Source organism: Pantoea ananatis LMG 2665 (assembly GCF_000710035.2).
In the GTDB taxonomy this organism is placed as follows: Bacteria; Pseudomonadota; Gammaproteobacteria; order Enterobacterales; family Enterobacteriaceae; genus Pantoea; species Pantoea ananatis.
Genome location: NZ_JMJJ01000004.1, coordinates 203402 through 223404, shown reverse-complemented (window position 1 = coordinate 223404; position 20003 = coordinate 203402). Strand labels below are relative to the sequence as shown.

Annotated in this window: 10 protein-coding genes and 2 pseudogenes; 8 read left to right on the top strand and 4 right to left on the bottom strand. The window is 53.2% G+C overall.

Annotated features, from left to right (window positions below):
* Positions 1 to 418: 418 nt before the first annotated feature.
* The 7 genes and pseudogenes from EL29_RS02850 to EL29_RS02820 all read left to right on the top strand — a co-directional run bounded on the left by EL29_RS02850 (position 419) and on the right by EL29_RS02820 (position 7395).
* Positions 419 to 568 carry a lipoprotein gene (locus EL29_RS02850; protein ID WP_019105962.1) on the top strand — a complete coding sequence of 50 codons (150 nt, stop codon included), beginning with the start codon at positions 419 to 421 and terminating at the stop codon, positions 566 to 568.
* A gap of 154 nt (positions 569 to 722) precedes the next feature.
* Positions 723 to 1160, top strand: coding sequence for a DcrB-related protein (locus tag EL29_RS02845; RefSeq protein WP_013024967.1), 438 nt, complete (start codon positions 723 to 725; stop codon positions 1158 to 1160).
* 17 nt (positions 1161 to 1177) lie between these two features.
* Positions 1178 to 5386, top strand: coding sequence for an RHS repeat-associated core domain-containing protein (locus tag EL29_RS02840; RefSeq protein ID WP_028714915.1), 4209 nt, complete (start codon positions 1178 to 1180; stop codon positions 5384 to 5386).
* A gap of 8 nt (positions 5387 to 5394) precedes the next feature.
* Complete coding sequence (locus tag EL29_RS02835) at positions 5395 to 5775, top strand: Imm10 family immunity protein (RefSeq protein ID WP_019105960.1); 381 nt, start codon at positions 5395 to 5397, stop codon at positions 5773 to 5775.
* A gap of 332 nt (positions 5776 to 6107) precedes the next feature.
* Positions 6108 to 6578: pseudogene (locus EL29_RS23265) on the top strand (RHS repeat-associated core domain-containing protein); the annotation flags it as partial.
* Positions 6579 to 6725: 147 nt separating this feature from the next.
* Entirely contained in the window at positions 6726 to 6998 is a 273-nt protein-coding gene (locus tag EL29_RS23025) for a hypothetical protein (protein WP_080710421.1), read from the top strand.
* Positions 6999 to 7032: 34 nt separating this feature from the next.
* Complete coding sequence (locus EL29_RS02820) at positions 7033 to 7395, top strand: hypothetical protein (protein ID WP_028714914.1); 363 nt, start codon at positions 7033 to 7035, stop codon at positions 7393 to 7395.
* Positions 7396 to 7568: 173 nt separating this feature from the next.
* Here the strand turns inward: EL29_RS02820 and EL29_RS02815 are convergent.
* A pseudogene (locus EL29_RS02815) lies at positions 7569 to 8656 on the bottom strand (IS3 family transposase).
* An 89-nt stretch (positions 8657 to 8745) separates the two neighbouring features.
* Between EL29_RS02815 and EL29_RS02810 the strand changes: the two are divergent.
* Positions 8746 to 8949 (top strand): SymE family type I addiction module toxin, encoded by a 204-nt coding sequence (locus tag EL29_RS02810; RefSeq protein WP_029571403.1) that lies wholly within the window; start codon positions 8746 to 8748, stop codon positions 8947 to 8949.
* A 50-nt stretch (positions 8950 to 8999) separates the two neighbouring features.
* On the opposite strand, the gene EL29_RS02805 is transcribed toward EL29_RS02810, so the two are convergent.
* Genes EL29_RS02805 through EL29_RS02795 form a run of 3 tightly spaced genes read right to left on the bottom strand, consistent with a single transcriptional unit; the run spans position 9000 to position 19953 of the window.
* Complete coding sequence (locus tag EL29_RS02805; RefSeq protein ID WP_028714911.1) at positions 9000 to 9302, bottom strand: hypothetical protein; 303 nt, start codon at positions 9300 to 9302, stop codon at positions 9000 to 9002.
* Complete coding sequence (locus tag EL29_RS02800) at positions 9299 to 9817, bottom strand: hypothetical protein (protein WP_033765760.1); 519 nt, start codon at positions 9815 to 9817, stop codon at positions 9299 to 9301. Before EL29_RS02800 ends, EL29_RS02805 begins: the two co-directional genes overlap by 4 nt.
* Positions 9818 to 9846: 29 nt before the next feature.
* Positions 9847 to 19953, bottom strand: coding sequence for a hemagglutinin repeat-containing protein (locus tag EL29_RS02795; protein ID WP_033788603.1), 10107 nt, complete (start codon positions 19951 to 19953; stop codon positions 9847 to 9849).
* Between the last annotated feature and the right edge of the window lie 50 nt (positions 19954 to 20003).

The window sequence follows — 20003 nt, the reverse complement described above, 5'->3', positions numbered from 1 at the left end:
CCCCATCAGCACTGCAATTAACAGGCCAGAGATAAGGGTAAGCGCCACGCCAGCCTGCACCCGATCTGAGACTAAAACCGCGTTGTATTGCACAGTTCTGATGCAAGGAGCCAGCGTATTCGCTCAAAAACAGCGCCGCTGTAATCTGCATATGTTCATTTTCAGCTATCAGACATAACGATGTTGCCTGCGTGAATAACTGTCGTGGTTCGTTTATCAGGGAAGCGGGAATATTCGGAAAGGTGTTCTCAGGATTAAACGCGTGCGACAAGGCCAGAACATGGGGCTGCGACCGGTTTTCGCTGCTGAACGCCCCGATTAACGGAACTTTTACGCTATCCTGCCGGGTCTTTTTCATCTGCCACACACTTGTACAAGCAGGGCTTGATATAGTCATTCCTGTTAATCAGGAGCCTGTATGAAAAAAGTGATTCTGTTCGTTATCGCGTTAGCAAGTGTTTCTGCCCTTTCGGGTTGTGTCTGGCCATTCTGGGGCCCCGGAGGCGATGGCCCGGGACATATGGGCCCTGGCGGCGGCGGTGGGCCTGGCGGCGGTCCACACAGGTAACACATGATGGCCTCACCAGGAGGCCATTGTTTGCATCGCGATCAGGATTATTCTGACATTACATTTACGCCCTCTCTCTGCGCATGCCTTTGCTGGAGATTCGCCGCTTTTCATGACAAACTTGAGCACATCTTAAGGATAGGGAATCTGCACGATGTCAGGCTCAAACATCGCTTGTCTGTTTACTGAAGGCCAAATCACACTGCCTGATGATTATCAGGACCGCACGGTCAATGCTTTCACCGCCTCTGATGCCACTGCTCCCGCTTTTAATATTTCACGCGATACGCTTAACGAGGGTGAAACGCTGCCTGCGTACATCGACCGTCAGCTCACGCTAATGCAAAAACACATAAAGGGATGGAAACAAACCGAACGCAGCGCTGCGGTATTGGGTGACGCGCTGCTACAGGGTGAATGCGTACACGCCAGTTTTCTGCGTGACGGCAAACGTATCTGGCAACAGCAGTCGGTCTTCACGCCCGATGGTCACAAAGTACTGGTCTTTACCATGACCTCTACGTCCGCCATTGGTGACGCGGACAGCGAACAGTTCCAGGCACTGCTTAAAAGTTTTCGTTTTAACGCTTAACGACAAGGGCAATTATCATGTTTGAAGCTGCACGCCTCGGCGATGATATCGGTCACTCTCATGCCCTGGCGGGCATGATTGCAGGCACTATCGTCGGTGGACTGATCGCTGCGGCGGGCGGTATTGCTGCGGGTGCATTGATGATTGCCGGGATAGGCGCCTCCTGCCTTGGCGTGGGCGTATTGCTGGTTGGACTCAGTATCGGCGTGGGTTACCTTACTGGCGAACTGGCCACCGCCGCGCGAGATGGAATAGCGGATGCTGGGGCGGCCAGCATGACCCCAAAGGGCAAGATTACCACCGGTTCGCCCAACGTCTTTATTAACAGTAAACCTGCCGCCATGGCCACCAACAGCATAGTGGCCTGCAAGGACGATGGTCCGCAGCAGATGGCGGAAGGCTCCTCCCGGGTGTACATCAACGGCCTGCCTGCATCACGCATCGACGATCGCACCACCTGCGATGCCAAAGTGATGACGGGCTCTGACAACGTCTATATCGGCGGCGAGCCTGAACAAACGCTGCCTATCCAACCTGAAGTGCCCGAATGGGTTTATAAAGCCTCCGATCTTACCCTGCTGTTTGCCGGGCTGGCCGGTGGCGTGGGCGGTGCGGCTGGCAAGGTCGGCGCGCTGGGTAAATTACTGAGCAAGATTCCCGGCATCAATAAAATCGCCCGGGTGGCCTGCCGTGCTGGTGCCTTGATGACCGGTGTGGCGGCCGCAGGTATTCTTGCCCGTCCCGTTGATATCGTAAGCGGCCAGAAGTTTCTTAGCGGCGATGATGAACTGGATTTTGTGCTGCCCTCCCGGCTGCCGCTACGCTGGCAGCGCTACTGGCGCAGCGGTAATCCCGGCGACAGCGTATTAGGCCGTGGCTGGAACCTGTTCTGGGAAACACGGCTGGAACGCTACCAGGATGGGCTGGTCTGGCGTGCGTCCTCCGGCGATTACGTCTCTTTTCCTCTGGTGCCAAAAGGCCAGCGTACCTACTGCGAAGCGGAGAAACGCTGGCTGGAACATCATCGGGACGACAGTTGGTCATTGTATGACATCAGCGGTGAGCGCTGGCATTTTATGCCCCTGCGCGATGATGCCCCTTCTCTTCCCCTCTGCCTGACCGAGCCCTGCGGCAATGAGATTCAGTTCGACTGGAACCCCGATCACACATTGGCCGCGCTGGCAGACAGCGCCGGTCAGCGCGTAACCTGCCGCTATGCGAATAACAGGCTTGCAGGTGCCTGGCTGGATGACGATATTTGTCTGGTCAGTTACGCTTATGATGATATCGGCCAACTCGTTACGGTAACGGGCCGGGGCGGTAGCGTGCGCCGACGCTTCCAGTGGCGCGATGGCCTGATGGTGGCCCATGAAGATATGAATGGCCTGCTAAGTGAGTATCGCTGGCAGGAGATCGATGGCCTCCCAAGAGTGGTAGCCTTCCGTCACAGCGGCGGCGAGCAGCTGGATTTTGAGTACGATTTTGATAATGGCATCCGACGCGCGCGACGTGATGACGGCGTTGAAGCTCACTGGCTCATTGACGATGACGATCATGTCGCCCGCTTCACCGACTTCGACGGCCGCCAGACCATGCTGGTTTATCGCGCAGGCGAGTTGTGCGATGTGATTATGCCCGGCGGCGCCATGCGCTGCAGCAACTGGGACCGCTATGGTCGCATGACGCAGGAGATCGATCCGGTCGGACGTCGAACCACTTATCACTGGTTCCGCATGACTGACCGTGTGATCCGTACGGACTATCCCGATCTGAGCGCGACTCAGGCGGCTTACGATCTTAATGTTCGCCTGCTGACTGAAACCGATGCGCTCAATAACGTCACCACCTATCACTACCCTGATGACACAGAACTGCTGCCAGACAGCATTACCGATGCAACGGGCGGCGTGGTGAAGCTGGAATGGAACCGACAAGGGCTGCTGACGCAGCGCACCGACTGCTCTGGCAGCGTAACGACGTTTAGCTACGACCGATTTGGCCAGCTTGTTCGCAGCGTGGATGCTGAAGGTCATGTCACCCAGCGCGAGTGGAATGACAAGGGACAACTCTGCGCCATTATCCATCCAGACGGCAGCCGGGAAACCCTGCACTGGAACACCCAGGGGCAGCTCAGTGCGTGGTGCGATCCGCTGGAAACCGAAGTCCGCTGGACCTATAACGCACTCGGATTACCGGTGAGCCTGACGGACCGCATTGGTCGTACGCGTCGCTGGCATTACGATGCCCGTGGTAATCTGCTGCGGCTGGAAAACGGCAACGGCGGTGACTATCGCTTTACCTGCGATCCGCTCGGCCGTCCATTGAGTGAGATACGGCCCGATAAGACCTCACGCAATATGGAATGGAATGCTCGTGGTTTTCTCATTGGTTTACAGGAAAATGGCCAGCCCGCTAATGACGGTGGCATAGCCCGACGCTGGCAGCGCTTTAGCTACGACGACAGCGGCTTGATTACCCGGCGCACAACGCAGCATGCAGAATACCACTACCGGCGTCATCGTAGCGGTCAACTTGCCAGCCTGGTTCGCACGCCGACCAGCGACGGAATGGCGCTTGGTATCGAAGAAGATGAAATCGCCTTTACCTATGACGTCGCAGGTCAGCTGTTAACAGAAGCCGGTATAAACGGGAAACTGGATTACGAATGGGATGCGCTGGGCAACCTCACCCATCTGACCCTGCCGGGTGAACAGCAACTTGCCTGGTTGCACTATGGCTCTGGCCATGTCAGCGCGATTCGCTTTAATCAGCAACTGGTCAGTGAATTTACCCGCGACCGCCTGCATCGGGAAATTTTCCGCAGTCAGGGCGCGCGTGAGCAGGCGCGTCAGTACGACAGCCTTGGCAGGCGCACGATGCAGCGCAGTGAATTGCATAGCGAGGTGGTGCTACCGGAAAAAGCCATTCTGGAACGCGCTTTCCGCTATTCGGCACGCAGTGAACTGGAGTCTGTCAGTGATACGCTGCGCGGCGACATTATCTATGGTTACGATGATGAAGGCCGCCTACTGAAGCACTACGAAGCCAGACAGGGCCACAGCACCTCGCATTTTACTTACGATAATGCGGACAACCTGGCGGCAAACGACGATGCACTGCACGCGTTGCCGGTTACCGACAATCGAGTGCATCACTGGCAGAACCTGTTTATGAAGTACGATGACTGGGGCAACCTGGTCAGTCGACGCAGCGGCCTGCATGAGCAGCATTTTACCTATGACGCCGAAAACCGACTCATCAGCGCCAAAGGCAATGGCCCGGACGGCGGGTTTACCGCGCATTATCATTATGATGCGCTGGGCAGGCGCACCCGCAAAGTGGTCAGCACCCAGCACGATCGTAAAGAAGTCCGTTTTCTGTGGCAGGGCTATCGCCTGTTACAGGAGCAGCATGAAAACGGCCAGTGCCAGACCTACGTGTACGATCCCAACGAGGCCTGGAGCCCGCTGGCGCGCATCGACCATATGGCAGCAGGCGGCCGGGGCGATGTGCTGTGGTTTAACACCGATATTAACGGTGCGCCGCTAGAGGTGACCGATGAACGGGGCAATATCCGCTGGAGCGGTCAGTACGGCAGCTTTGGCGAGGTACGCCGACAGACGGAGGGCTTTACCCGGCTGGCAAAACAGTCTGCCCTGCCCCATCAGCCGCTGCGCTATGCGGGCCAGTATGCGGACAGCGAAACCGGTCTACACTACAATCTGTTCCGCTATTACGACCCGCAGGTGGGACGGTTCACGGTTCAGGACCCGATAGGGCTGGAAGGCGGCTGGAACCTTTATCAGTATGCGCCGAACCCTCTTAAATGGATTGACCCTTTAGGCTTGGCATTTGGGACTGGCAAAGGAACACATACTGCAAATGCTACACTCTATGATAATGAAGGTAGAATTAAAGCTCAGGGCGTTTGGCAAAGTGGGAATATGACCCCCGAAGAAAAGGCTCTTGGTTTTCCACAAAGTTCACTAGCGACACACACTGAAGCCCGCATTACAAGGGAGTTAGATCAGATTGCCTCTCCTGGCGACAAGCTGGTTATTGATGGACAATATCCTCCATGTACTTCATGTCGTGGAAAAATGAATACTTTTAAAGTGAATACAGGTGCAGACGTTGTATATAACTGGCCAACTGACGAAGGTGATAAGCACACATGGTCAGCATCAGGTAAAAAATCGACTAAAGCAAAAAGCTGTTCTGGCTAAGGATGATTATGAATATGACTAAAAAAATTGATGCTATTTGTATTAGCTGTACAAATGAAGATGATGTACTCACTGTAGCTGTTGGGGATGATTACAACGATCCTAAAAATTATTTCATTATTGGGAGATTTGATGAAGATGATCTTACAGTCGATGAATGTATAGGTTTTCAAAGTGACTCCACTGAATATGAAATTGCTGATGCTATCGAAAAAGTCGAGCTTGATGATGAAAATTTAATTGTTTATCTTAACGATAATGCTGCGTTAAAAGCAGGGGCTAAGCAGTACTTAGCTGTACTAAAAAATGCCAAAGAAATAAATAATCTTAAACATTTTTTAAAAAAAATATTTGAAGACAGCAGTATTGATATAATAATAAAAAATTAAATTCAAATTGGCTTGCTCTGTTCCTGGTTATCATTCAAATGCATAACCTAGGGCAAGCCTCAACTTATAAATTAAATAACTTCTTAATAAGCAATTGTCGTGTTATGGCTTCAATGTTAAATGAACACCTTTAAGTTTTTTATTAAACTTCAAAGCCAATAAAAATGACATTCCCTGACGCTCAAGAAAATTATATTTTAAAATAGATTTAATCCGCATGAGATCTAGATTGAAATAGTTTAATTCATAGAAGGATTTTTTGAAAAACAACAATAAATATAGAGCCTAATAATTTCTCAGCTAGATAAGGTAGAGATATTATATATGACATCTATTATCTTTTACAGAGGCAGCAGGAGAACCGTCAGCGTCAGACCTATGTATACGATCCCAACAAGGCCCGGAGCCCGCTGGCGCGCATTGATCATATGTCAGAGGGTGGCCGGGCCGATATGTTGTGGTTTAACACCGATATTAACGGTGCGCCGCTAGAGGTGACCGATGAACGGGGCGATATTCGCTGGAGCGGTCAGTAAGGCAGCTTTGGCGAGGTGCGCCGGCAGACAGAGGGCTTTACCCGGCTGGCAAAACAGTCTGCCCTGCCCCATCAGCCGCTGCGCTATGCGGGCCAGTATGCGGACAGCGAAACCGGTCTACACTACAATCTGTTCCGCTATTACGATCCCCTGGTGGGACGGTTTACGGTTCAGGATCCGATAGGGCTGGAAGGCGGCTGGAACCTTTATCAGTATGCGCCGAACCCGCTGAGTTGGATCGACCCGTTGGGGTTGAATAAGTGTAGCGCTCCAAATGGCTATAAAACTGGCGATGTCGATCCTCACGGAAAATTATCTCCGGGAATCAATCGCTCAGCAGGGCATACAAATAGTAAAGCTGATGGTTTTGTACAAAGTCATCATCCTGTTCAAGATGCCTGAGCCAAGAAAAGGATTAGTGGTTATCAAAGAAATTCTGTGCCTGCAACTTTATTAAAATCATCATCTGGTAGCCCGCATGCTGCTATCAGTGCTGCACAGCGCGCCCGAAGAGCTACGACGGGTGGCTGGGATACAACCCTGAGGCAAGAATTTAATATTAGCTATAAAGAAATGTTAGATGCTGGCGTGCCCACTAATCAGGCCCGTAAATCTCTCAGTGATGCATTTAAATATTTTGACGGACTCAGAGAAGGTAATATGAGCAATCCATTTTTTGATATTTAATATGCTGCCGCTTGAAAAAAATAGGTGAATTGTTATGAATAAAGATGAAATTTTAGATGGGCTTAAGGTTGCTGAGAGCAGTCTCAATATCAAACTTACAAATAAATACAAACAGTTCTCATCTGAGGAAATAAAAGATACGGATACTTATGAGATCCAGACCCCTCAGGGAGATACTGTATATCTTTATAATTATAAAGACATTGTAGAACGAAACGAAACATACACTATACAAGATGTTGAGCCAGATTATTTATTAATAGGTCAGGATGGTGACCTTGGTTATTTTATAAATGTGAAAGACAATAGTGAACTGGTCTATAGCTTAGATCTGGGTGCTCTTGGAAGTCTGGATATGGATGAAGAAGCTAAAGATATTTATAAGTTAAGTGCCTAATCCAAATTAACTATGATTAAAATAAGCCGGAAGCGATCTTTACGATCCTTCCGGCTTTTTTATTTTAGCTGCCTGACTGTGCCTCAACGGTGATGATCTGGCCCCCTTCATCAATCCTCACCGTTACCGGACACCGCCGCAGACGCGCAAGCTGCTGTGTAAGCACACCAGTTTTAGTTCCACGCACTTTTGAGATTTCCCGGGTTTCAGCCATCAGCCGATATTCCTCCGGCGTCAGGTTATTCAGGGATTCATGGGGGCGCTCGCTGTTATATTCAGCCAGCCAGCGTACTGTAATTTCCCGTGCTTCGTTCAGTGTTCTGAACAGATAAAAATCCGGTATTTCTGTCCGGTACGTGCGGTTGAACCGTTCGATAAAAGCGTTCTGCGTCGGCTTACCCGGCCTGATAAACTCCAGCATCACGCCATGTTCTTCTGCCCACTGCGCAAGTGTCAGCGAGACCAGCTCGGGGCCATTGTCCATCCTCATCTTCAGCGGATATCCGCGGTTTGCCACGATCCTATCCAGCACTCTCACAACCCGCAGTGACGGGATATTCAGATCAATTTTGTTCGCCAGCGCTTCCCGGTTAAAATCATCCACCACGTTGAAGATCCTGAAGCGTCAGCCACACACCAGCGCATCATGCATAATATCGATGGATCAGCTCTGGTTCATCGCCTCTGGTGTTGCCAGGGGAGCCGGATTGCGCACCGGCAGGCGCAGTTTTCCCTTACGGCGTAAATTCAGTTTCAGCTGGCAGTAAATCCGGTGAACGCGCTTGTGATTCAAGGCATTACCCTGTCTGCGCAGCACCTGGAACAGCTTCTTATAACCGTACCGAGGATAACGTTCAGCCGCTTCTGTCAGCGCCAGGATCACGGGCTCATCCCGTCGCGTATCCGGCTGATAACGAAATACCGTCTTGCTCAGCGACAATGTCCTGCATGCCTGGCGTAAGCTCATAGAAAATTGCACCCTCAGATAGCTGACAAGCTCACGCTTCATCGCTGGTTTTAAAGCTTTTTTCGATGACATCTTTTAACGCACGATTTTCCAGACTCAGGTCGGCAAACATCTGCTTCAGACGAAGATTTTCGTCCTCAAGATCTTTTACTTTTTTGATATCAGCTGCTTCCAGTTGTAATAGCTGGCTTCAGAGATACCGGCTTCACGGCAGACATCCTTAACAGTTCGCCTGGCTTCGACGGACTTAAGAACAGCGATGATCTGGTGCTGAGTAAATCGGATCTTACGCATAGCGATCTCCTCAGGGGACATAATCAGTATGTCGGAAGATTTCTAAAAGTGAATGGTTCATTTAAGTGGGATGCTTACACAGGGACGGGATGCCGATTAAGATCCGGGTGATGCACGACTGTATCGTGATCACCACCCAGAACACCCGCGAGCTTTACGGCTGTGCCGAGGGGCTGAGCATGGCTTACGTCAACCGGCAGAAGATGAAGCTGTGGCTGGAAGGGTTTCCGGGAGTGCTGAACGACACCGGCGATCTGCCAGTGTACAGGCGTGGGGACGGGTATTGTGGGTAAGTCTAACGGTTGATAGCAAGATCCCGGCGCTGGTGCCGGGATCTTGACGGTTAATAGAAATCCGGTTCAACTCGACCTTCAGCTTTCAGGATTTCAATAAAACGCCTGTATGTTTCCAGATCCCCTTCAACCAGATCATCCAGTATTCCTTCTGCAATGAGAGGCTTAAAAAAGATGCCATCTTCAAAAAAAATAAAATCGCCAGACATTGTAGGATCTATAACTTCTACTTTATCCGAGTTAAATACAGACAATCCATATTCTTTGATTAGGCCATAAAAATAGGTTTTCCCCTTCATCCAGTAAATAGCATAAACATCTATAAGTGTCCCATCATGTTCTTTTATTTTCATTTAACAACATCCTTAATAGAATCAATCACCTTAGCTGGATCAGCAACACTTCTCTGAGGCGTGGTAATTTTTATATCATAAGCCTTACCAGTATATGAGTTATATTGATAATGCACTGTTATTGTTGAACCATCAGATAGCTTTTGTTTCGCTTCCATTTTCTGGAATCCCGCATATGTCGGGAAGCGAAGATCTTTGTTCATTCCTTTGAGTGGTTCTCCAGCAGAGGCTGGATTTGCCCTAACTTGATTCCACACGATTTTCTCATTCAGATCGCGCGGGAATGGGTTCTGGATACCCTTGGCTGTAGTTATATATTCTGCATTTTTGATTAACTGCTGCTGTTCCCTCGTCAGGTGTGATATCGGATTATTCGCCGCTGGCTTCTCAACGGTTAACCCAAATATTACCCCCGCCAGTATCGCTTTATTCAGGTTATTCTTGTGCAGCTCCGTATTATTCGCTACCGGTTCCAGCACAGAGAGCGAATAAGCAACCAGTTGCTGACACTGCACATTACAATCCGGCGAAGCAGCCAGCGCTTTCAGCTTCTCAAGCTCAGCTTTCTGCTCGTTAACCGGAATACCGGTTGCCAGCGCCTTCGTCTGTGCTCTACATCAAGCTTTTTCAGGTCGGCCAGAAGCTGTTCTCTATCCGCATCTGTCTTGGCATTCGCATACTTTTCAGTGAAGGTCGTGATGTCCTTGTCACCCAAAAAGTTATTCTCAACCGCATTCTTACCCGCCAGCGCGCCCGTCGCCGCACCCGCCGTGCTCCCGCTGCTCACACCCGCAGCGATTCCCGATGCCAGCGTCGCCAGCGCGCTCAGGTTCGCCTTCTGCTCCGGGCTCAGTTTATCACTGTCTGCCGTGCCGTAAAGCGCCAGTGCGATGGCCGGCGTCGCCAGTTCCCCCGTTACCGCACCGGTGGCGCCTGCGGCTGCACTGCCCCCGCTCAGCTCAGCGACCACGCCGCCCAGCAGCGCGTGCGCCATCAGGTTATTCAGTTTCTGTGTGTCTGTCAGTTCACCGTAGGGCGCATTACCGGTGGTCAGTTCCTTGACCTTCGCGGCCAGATAAGGCGCAGCGCCCTGCGCCAAGGCAGCCTTGATGTCGCCGCCTGCCAGCGCCTGCAGGGCATTAACTACCGCGTTGACGCCCGTCCGTACGCTTCCGCCCATGTCCGCGCCCTGCCGGACAATCGCCTGGTCATAGGCCAGCTGCCATGCCTTGCTGACCACCGCCTGCCTGCTGTTGTCGACATTCGGATCCTTTTCATGCGCCTTATCCAGCATTGCGCTGGCCTGCGCTTCCAGCGCAGTACGCGTATCCGTATCCGCCAGGCTGGCCGTGGCGGCGCGCGTGGCCCGGGCGGCTTCATGCGTGTTGTAAACGTCAAGCGCCTGGGTGACAACGTCGTTGACCAGTTGCGCCTGCTGCAGGCGGCGCTGCTCTTTCTCTTTGTCGAAAATCGGGCTGATGCTGCCGTCGTTGGCATGCTCCGTGTCGCGGCTCAGGCCGGACAGATCCTGCTGCTGCGCATCCCGGTTGCGGATAATGATATTGCCGTCGCTGACCGCCGCTTTTGTGCTGCCCTCAGCGTGCCCACTACCTCCGGCAGCACTGATTGGAAGTGCACTGACGTTGCTTAACAGATTGGAACCAATGGGGCCACCACTGTTGAAACCTGCGCTCTGATGCTCAGATTTATAGTCGGCCTGATTCTGAATATCGCTCCAGCCTAGGGTGCCGGTATCCAGAACATTGCGGTCTTTGTCCGCCGTGCTGGCAATGACAGCCCCGTCGAGCTGCGTGTGGTTCCCCACGGTGATCTGATAGCCACCTTTACCGGCAAACAATCCCGTCTGCTCTTTAACCGAGTCGAAATTGCTGTGGATTTTATCTTTGGATACGTTGACGTTTGCTGAACCGGTCATCGAACCAAACGTAAAGCTGCCACCCGCGCTGGCGCTCTGCTGTTTTGAGTCATAGCGGTCACTGTCCTGCTCACTGGCGAGCGTCAGGTTCCGTCCAACATCCGCCTTGATGGTTTCTCCGTTAACCTGAGCCCCTTTCAAAGTGGTGTCACGGCCACTCTTCAAATTGATCCCGCCGCCTGCATCCAGCGTAGTTTCGTTATGCGTCAGCGAGTTGCCGTTTTCACGGCCCTTACTGCTGTTGACGCTGGCAGAGACGGTAATGCCATAGCCGCCTGATCCGACACCGATACCAATGCCAACCGATCCGCCTTTACTGCTGTTTTTATTGTCGGTCTGTTGTGTATTTTGCGATGACAGCAGATTGATATCGCGGGCAGCGTCCAGCGTCATCTCCCCGCCCGCTTTCATCTGGGTACCGGCGAGCGTAATATCACCGCTCTGTTCGCCTTTGTTTTTACCGGTCGCCGTGATAGCGATATTTCTGCCTGCATTGAGTGTGCTTCCTTGCGCCTGACTGCTCTGGCTGTGAGACTCGCTTTTTGATGACTGGCTACCGTATGAGAGCGTGATACCAACGGTATTTTTCGCGCCCTGAGCCGCATTATCAGCCTTGGGATCAATCCCCGCCGCCGCATTTTTGGCGTTTGCCGCCTCGGTAAGAGCGCTGTCGTTCTCATAAGCCGCTGCGGCCTGCGCGCCGCTCAGCGCGGCTTTAGTTCCCTGCAGCGCACGGAGTCGTCCATCACCCTCTTTTCTTGCCTGCTGTGCCACGCTGACAGCCGTGTTCAGGGCGCTACCCACCGTACCCGACAGCGCCAGCGTAAAGCCACTCTGTTTAGACTCAAATGTTTCCGTGCGGTTATTGCGGTCGAAACCCGAGTCAATATCTACACTGTCGCCGCTCAGGTTAAGATCTTTACCGGCTATCAGATCCGCGCCGCCAATATGCAGTTTATTCCCTGCGGTGATGTTAACGTTCCCCTGGCTGCTGCCGATGGTGCTGAAGCTCTGGCTCTGAACGATCTCGTCTTCATTAACTTCATGACGCGTCGACTGTTTGCCGACCGTAAAGCCAATCCCCCCGCTGCCCATCAGGCCGCTCTTTTTCTTTTCTTCCAAGAGATAGTGATAACCGGTTTCGGTGGCGGCAGAAATATCGACATTGTTTCCCGCCTGCAAATTCACATTCTGATCGGCAGCGATGGCTGATCCACTTACAGTGAGATCGTTTCCGGCATCAATCGTGACACTGTTGCCGCTTATCAGCGTGCCTTTTTCACGCGTCACACGATCGTCCTGCACTGTATGACTGCTTTTCTTACTCAGGAAACCTTTCTTCTGAGAACTTTCATCCAGATAACGTGATTCACGCTCCGTCGCACTATTGAGCGTGATGTCGTGTTTAGCCTGAAGGGCGATTGCCCCCTCCTCGCTATGCAGGGTACTGCCAGTCACTGTGATGTCACCCGTGCGGGCTATCGTTGTAATGCCATGCTGTGCACTGAGCGTACTGCCGATCACGTCTTCTTTTGAAGTCTCTTCTATACGCGTATGGTTTTTGTTACTCGACTGCTCATTATCGTAGGCATGTGTTGAGCTTCGGACCTCTTTGATGGTGACATTTTCCGCACCAATCCCAATGGCCCCTGCTTTACTGTCAATCTGCGCACCTTCGGCAAGCAGATCCTTGCCAGCAATGATCGTCACACCCTTATCGCCACCCAGTGTACTGAGGTAAAGCTGATCTTCTTCACGGCTGTTGCTGACAGAAGAAACCTTACCACTGGCTTCAAGATGGGTATTGTTAGTGGTTTTATCTGCCAGTAAACGGACATTGCCGCCCGCCTGAATCGCCGTTTGCCCGCCCGCCTGAGCCTGACTGCCCTGCAGCGTGATGTCTTTACCGGCTTTCATGACCAGATTGCCGCCCGCTTTCAGCTCACTGCCCTGGGCAAGCTGCCATTCACCGCTGACCTGCGCCATGCGCTGGCCAGCCTCTTCGGTTCCCGCACCACTGCGATTACCCATGGCCCCCGATATGACATCAATATTGGCTTTGTAGCTTGCCTTCGCAGCACTAATCTCCAGATTGTCACGCGCACTGAGCGCCAGGTTATCCGTTGCGCTAATCTTCGCGCCCTGCAGGCGAATATCATTACCGCTGAGGCTGATATCGCCCGCACTCATGCTGGCCTGTCGCAACGCATCCTGCAGATTGGTGCTCATGCTCAGGCTGTCTGCATGCACGTTGATGCTGTCTGCTTTGATATCGCCACTCTGATGAGAAAACGCTGAGGCATCAATGCTCAGGGCCTTGTCTGCCAGTAGATTACCCGCGTTGGTTACGCTGTTAGCAGAAAGCTGCAGATCGCCCCCTGCAATGAGGGCTCCGTCACCAGTCAGGCGCAGCGTGGACTGGGCCAGATAGACCTTCGGCACCCAAACCGTCTGCGGGCCGTTCTCGGTATTAACCGTTTCGCTTACCAGCCAGACAATATCCTGCTGTAATGAGGCGATCTGTTCCGGTGTTAACGCCACGCCGGGCACCAGACGGAAATCCTGCGCCACTTTCACACCGTTATTCATCAGCGCCTGGTACTGGGCCATTGCATCCTCACCGTGCACCGATTGACGGCCGGTCAGGCTCAGCACCTGATCCCGTACCAGCTTCTGCTCATAAAACCCGTCACCCAGACGCTTATGCACCGCCGCCGGATCATAACCCACGCGAGAAAGCAGATAATCGCTGCTGATAAACTGGGTCCGACTGGTAAAGCGCGCGTCGGTGACCACCAGGTAAGGGCTACCGCTTGCCGTGAACTGGCGGAACAGGCCGTTATTGGGAATGTTTGTTGCCACACTTGCCAGGTGCTGTCTGGCCGTGAAGGCCAGCTCCGCCGGAAGCAGCGGACGTCCTGGCAAAGAAGGCTGGCCTGTGGCGATCTGCCCACCAGGTTGCAGTTGGGTATCGGCATGTTGTCCGCTTGCGCCATTCACGCTAAACGCCAGGGGGTTACGCTCCCATTCTGCGCGCTCCGCGTCCACGGCCTTTAGCGCCGCTTCAACGCTGCTGATTTGCGCCTGATTGACAGTGGTATTCGAGATACTGGTCCCGGTGATGCTCACCCGGCCATTACCAGAGATAATGCCATCAATGGTTTGTAGCGCCGTGGTGCCATCATAGTGTGAGGTGGGATACCAGTGATTTGTGTCTCTGTCATAGTGGTCCACGAGGGTTTCAATGCGATGTTCGTTAACCGAGTAACCTCGGTTATCCACGCTACCGCCACCGTCAATCCCCAGATTGCCGTTCGCTGTGATAACACTCGCATCGTTGAGCAACTGACTGCCAACATGCAGAGCCATATTGCCCCCGGCCAACATACGCGCGCCTGTGCCTTCGGATATAAGGCGATCACGCGTTAAAGAGCCGGTTACCGTGCGCTCGCGTAAATTATTGTAGTCATTGACATTAGGCGCAGTGAAGATATCAATATGTTTATTGGGATCCCACGTTAATACCTGCGTCCTGTCATGCTCCCAATGGAAACCGTTTTGATAGGGAGTGGGGATGACCGCAAGCTGATTCTCTCCGCGCGTTTCGTAAAATGTCATGGCGTAGCTACCGTCGCCGTTCGGTCTGAGCGCCAGGTAATTGACCCACAGGTCGATCAGTTGACCGGTGTTGTCTTTGACCCGCACCTGCGCGCGCTTACCGGCCTCATCAATAGCCATTAGGGTGCCATAACGATTGTTTTGCGCCTCAGCACCATTGCCAAAAGTCAGCTGTTGGGTGGTCGGTGCCAGCGTATTTTTATCGTTGTTGACCCACATTCCATAGGATCGCCAGTAATAGTTATAGCGATGCCATTTATACGACTCGGACTCTGCATCACGGGCGATATTTAATCCGATGCGCTGATTGATTAAACGCTGTGCGTTTACCGTGAGATCACCGCTGGCCTCAATGGCACTTGCCCGGTTTTCAATCAGGTCGTTACTGCCCAGTTGCATATTGCCACTGCTGAACAGCAACGCCCCGTCACGGTTCGTCAGCCGCTCGTTGCCGCGCAGGTTAAGCGACTGGGTCGCCGCGATAACCCCACCCGTGCCGTAGTTATCAATAATGCGGGCGTTAACGGTGATGTTGTCGCCCATCACCGCCGTGGGGTTGTCCAGCGTGTCAACGTTAAGCGTCATCGTGTCAGCTTCAACACGGCCACGGTTGGTGAATTGCCCTGTTGTAATCTGCATGATTTTACTGACCAGCGTGCCTGGGTTAGTAAAATGCGCACTGGTAAGGTTCAGGTTCCCAGGCAACAGCCAGTCATTCAGGTTGGTAAACATGCCCGCGACCGACATCGTGAGCGTGCCATTACTGGTTAGAATATCACTGGCCCGCTGGACATAATCCTGCTGTACGCCCAACGTAAAGTCCTGCTGGCTTTGCAGTTTTCCGCCCTGGTTGTCCAGCGTACGCGCATTAACCGCCATCGTTGCACCACTCTGCACAACGCCGTTCTGGTTTAGTAGAGCTAATGAAGGCGCGGAGAAAGCGAGCCGGGCAAAACGTGCATTACTGCCATTGTTAATATTGAGTGGCCCATTTGCTACGATGCTGCCCTGGCGGTTATCCAGCAGTGACAGCCCTGCCAGCGTCATCGCCCCCGCACTTTGCAGTCGACCTGTGCTGTTATTCAACTCGTTGGCCGAGATGCCCGTGCGCGTGGTGCCCAGAATCAGGCCGCCATCGTGGTTATCCAGTGTGCTGCCCTGCACATCCAGCGCCCCTTGGCTGCTGATTGTTCCCCGGCTGGCATTGGTGATTTGCGCCGCCGTAATGATCATATCCTGGGTCGAAACTAACTGGCCGCCCTGGTTATTGACCACGTTACCGTTCAGCGTCAGGCCGCGGCCGCTATGAATTTTGCCCTGTTGGTTATTCAGCGTATCAATACGATAAATGCCGGTTCCCTGGCTTATCAGAGTGCCCGCCGCGTTATCAAGTTGCGCCGCGGTGACGCCAAGATCGTCAAGACTACTGATCGTGCCTTGCTGATTATTGATATGACTGGCGCTGACCTGCTGGACGCCATTGCTGCGTAACGCGCCGCCCTGGTTGCTGAGCTCACCTGTCAGATTGAGCGTTAACTGCTGCTGGCTGGTGATCGAACCCGCATCGTTTTGCAATGAGCGGGCTGCAAGCGTCAGGCTTTCTCCGCTCTGCACTTTGCCCTGTTGATTTTTAAGCGTGTCATCGAGAAGAAGATGAAGCTGTTTCTGACTGTAAAGCAGGCCATTCTGGGTATTGTCCAGCATCTGTGCCGCAAGGTTTAACGCTTCGCCCGCCAGCCACTGACCACCAGCATTGTTAATGGCACCCGTGCTCGCCCCGTTATCATCGCCGCGTGCATCCAGCTGCGTTTGGGCGCTGATTTTACCCGCGCGATTGTCGATTCCTTGCGTCACTCTCATCGTCAACGCAGCAGCAGCCTGCAGCAGCCCCTGTTGGTTATTCAGCGCAGCCGCGTTAAGCCATGCCGACTGCTCGCTTTGCACGCTGCCCAGCGTATTAGCGAAATGACCTGTGGTGGCGCGCCATTCTCCCTGGCTTCCCATCCAGCCTTGCTCGTTTGCAATATTCCCCGCCGTCAGTTTCTGAGATAGCTGGCTGAAAATACGCCCATTACTGTTGTCCAGTTGGCCACTGAACTGCATCTCAAGGCCGCCAAGGGAATTGATTTTGCCGCCAGCATTGGTGAGACTGCCTGCGCGCAGGACCGTTTGACCACCGCCCGTGATTTGACCGTCCTGATTATTGACGTCAGCGGCCAGATCAAACGAGAGAGCATCCTGTCCCAGCACAATGCCCTGCGCGCGGTTGGTCAGTCGCCCACCCGTGACTGACAGGTTGTTTCCACTCTGCAACGAACCGCCATCATTATTAAATAAGCTGGTTGTGGCACCTTGCCACGTCAGGTCTTTCTGCGCAGTCAGTTTGCCGCCCTGGTTGATAACATTCCCGGCACTGTCTAACCGCAGCGCGCCACCAGACTGAAGCCTGCCGTTTGTGTTATCAAAATCGTGCGTGGCGGCAATAACAGCTTTACCGCCTTGTGCCGTGCCCTGCTGATTTTTCCAGTTGCCCTGGGTACTGGCATCAAGTGTCTCACCCGCTTCAAGCAAACCGAGAGTGTTATCCAGAGCCTGCTGTGCCCGCACGTGCAGGCCGTTATCCGCAATGATTTTTCCTTGCGTGTTATCGAGTTGACCGGCGGTGAGATCGAGATCGGCCGCGCTGATGCCGCCGTTCAGATTATTCAGCATACCTTCGGTAGAAAGGTTGAGCATCTGGCCGGCTGCCAACAGTCCCTGCGCGTTATCGAGCCCGTTTTTCGCATCAAGGATCACCGACCGACCGCCAATGACTTTCCCTTTGTCATTTGACAGGTTCTGTACACCTAACGTCAGCGCGCTGCCGCTGATTTCACCCGCAGCGTTATTCACTTCACCACTCGCTTTAAGCACGAGCAGATCGCCAGACAGCAACTTGCCTTGGGTGTTGTTGAGATTTCTCGCAGATAGCTTTAACTGGGTTTCGCTCTGTACCGTGCCGCCCTGGTTGTTCCAGCTCCCCTCGGTATGAACGTCTGCATTCTGCCCGGCGGCGATAAGGCCCTGGTGATTGTCGAGACTCTGCTGTGCGTCAAGCGCCAGGCCCTGCTGACTCAGGATCTGACCTTGTGCATTATCAAGCTGTTGAGCGGTGATTTTTACTGCCTCACCATTAAGCACACCGGCATGGTTAACCAGCGTCTCCGCCTGCAGCGTGACGTTATTGCCCGCCAGGAGCCTGCCTTCGCTGTTATCGAGCGCGTGTTTAGCATCGACCTGCAGAGAGAGCATACTTTTAACCGAACCACCGAGATTGGTGAGGCTTCCGGTGCTCAACGCCATATTCCCGTTACTGCCCAGTTCACCCGCACGGTTGTCGATCAGCCCTGTCACATGCCACTGCTGATCGCTTCCGTCGAGTGCAACCAGTCTGCCGTTCTGGTTAGTCAGCGCGCCCGCATTCAGGTTAAGGCGCTGTGCCTCTATCGTACCGCCGGTATTATCAAGCTGGTTTTGCAGCGTAAAACGGTTATCTCCGGTGCCCGTCTGCGACCAGACCGCCTGCTGATTAAACAGGTTGTCTGCATTAACGTCCCAGTTACCAGCCTTAATCTCTGCCTGTCGCGCATCCACGTCGCCCGTGCTGCTGATGTGCAAGTTCTGGCTGTCGACCCTGGTTTTATTTAACCCAACCCCTTCTTTCTGGGCGGTGACTGTTGTCTGTTTCGCAGCCAGCTGTCCTTCACTAAGATCAACGCGTTTACCAGACAGGGTGACATTCTTTTTGCTCAACAGGCTACCTGTTGAGCGAACAGTTTCCTGGCTGCTCAGCGAGAGGTCGGCTTCGCGGTTGAGCATGCTGTTTACATCACTGCCCGCCAGCAGATGACCGCTGTTTTCAATCCCGCTAGCGGCAGTTAGCTGAACATCGCCAGCGGCCGCCATCGTCCCGGACTGCTTAATCTCTCCAGTGCGGCTCTGTACGTTGAGTGTGCCACCGCTGTGAAGTTTGCCCGCATGTTCGATATTGTCTTTGGCGATCAGGGTGACGGACTCACCCGCCTGTGTCACAGCCTCTTGCTTGCCCGATTGCCACACCAGACGGCCTTCGCTACTGACGGTAAGGGTTTTTCCGGCCTGTAACTGCCCGCCTTGATTACGCACACCAACGCCGGCTTCGGTGCCGATCATACGAATCTGGCCGCTGTACATTCCCCCCATATCGCCCATGTCTATCGCTAACTCAGGCTTAGCGCCATCCTGGCCGGAGGAAGGCGTCACGGTGTTGCCATCCGCGCTGACAGTGTTTTTTCCCGCGACGACGTTGATCTTCTCTTTCGCCCAGACGCCCGCATTAACTTCCACGGCGCGCGCAAGCACATCAACGTATTCGGTGTCATGCCGCGAGTCGCCATTTAGGCCCCCGCCTTCAATGCGCACGACACCGCGCTCAACCTGATAACCTGCAATACTGCCGTCGGCATTGAGCTGCGGTTTACCGGTGGTAAGCGTCATTCTGCCTGCGTTGATGGTGCCACAGCCATTACAAACAATACCTGAAGGGTTGGCGACGATAACCTGCGCACGGCCACCAGCTACTTCCATATAGCCCCGAAGCTGGCTGGGATTGTTACTGTTAACTTCGTTCAGAATGACCCGGGCGGCCGCACCATTGGGATTGATATTGGGATTGCCCTGAATCATGCCCGCCATTTGCGTAGAGGTCATGACCGCAGAGTTATTAAGAATGGCGCCTTTTTGGTCAACGTCGAACTGGCTGTACTGGTTATGGGAAACGCCCGCCTGATTTGGCGCGGTGATGTTAACCTGTGGGAGGCCATTTTGCGTATTGATCACCTCAGGGCGCAGAGCTGCTGCGGCATTGCCATCTGCAACGATACCGTCAGCAAGTGCCTGACCGTTAAACAGCATCAGACTTATGAGCCATCCAGAACGACGCAGTGTTACCCAGACGCGCGCGGCTCCCGTCCCACGCGTCTGGCCCGGTTCATTACTGCAGCTACGGGCCAGTTCAGAAACAACGCGAAGTTCACCGTGCGTACGGCTGAAGATCAGGCGGTAACAATGTTTGTTCATATAATTTGGCTTCTCAAATCCATGAGGTCTGAATCGTGGTCATAATGGGG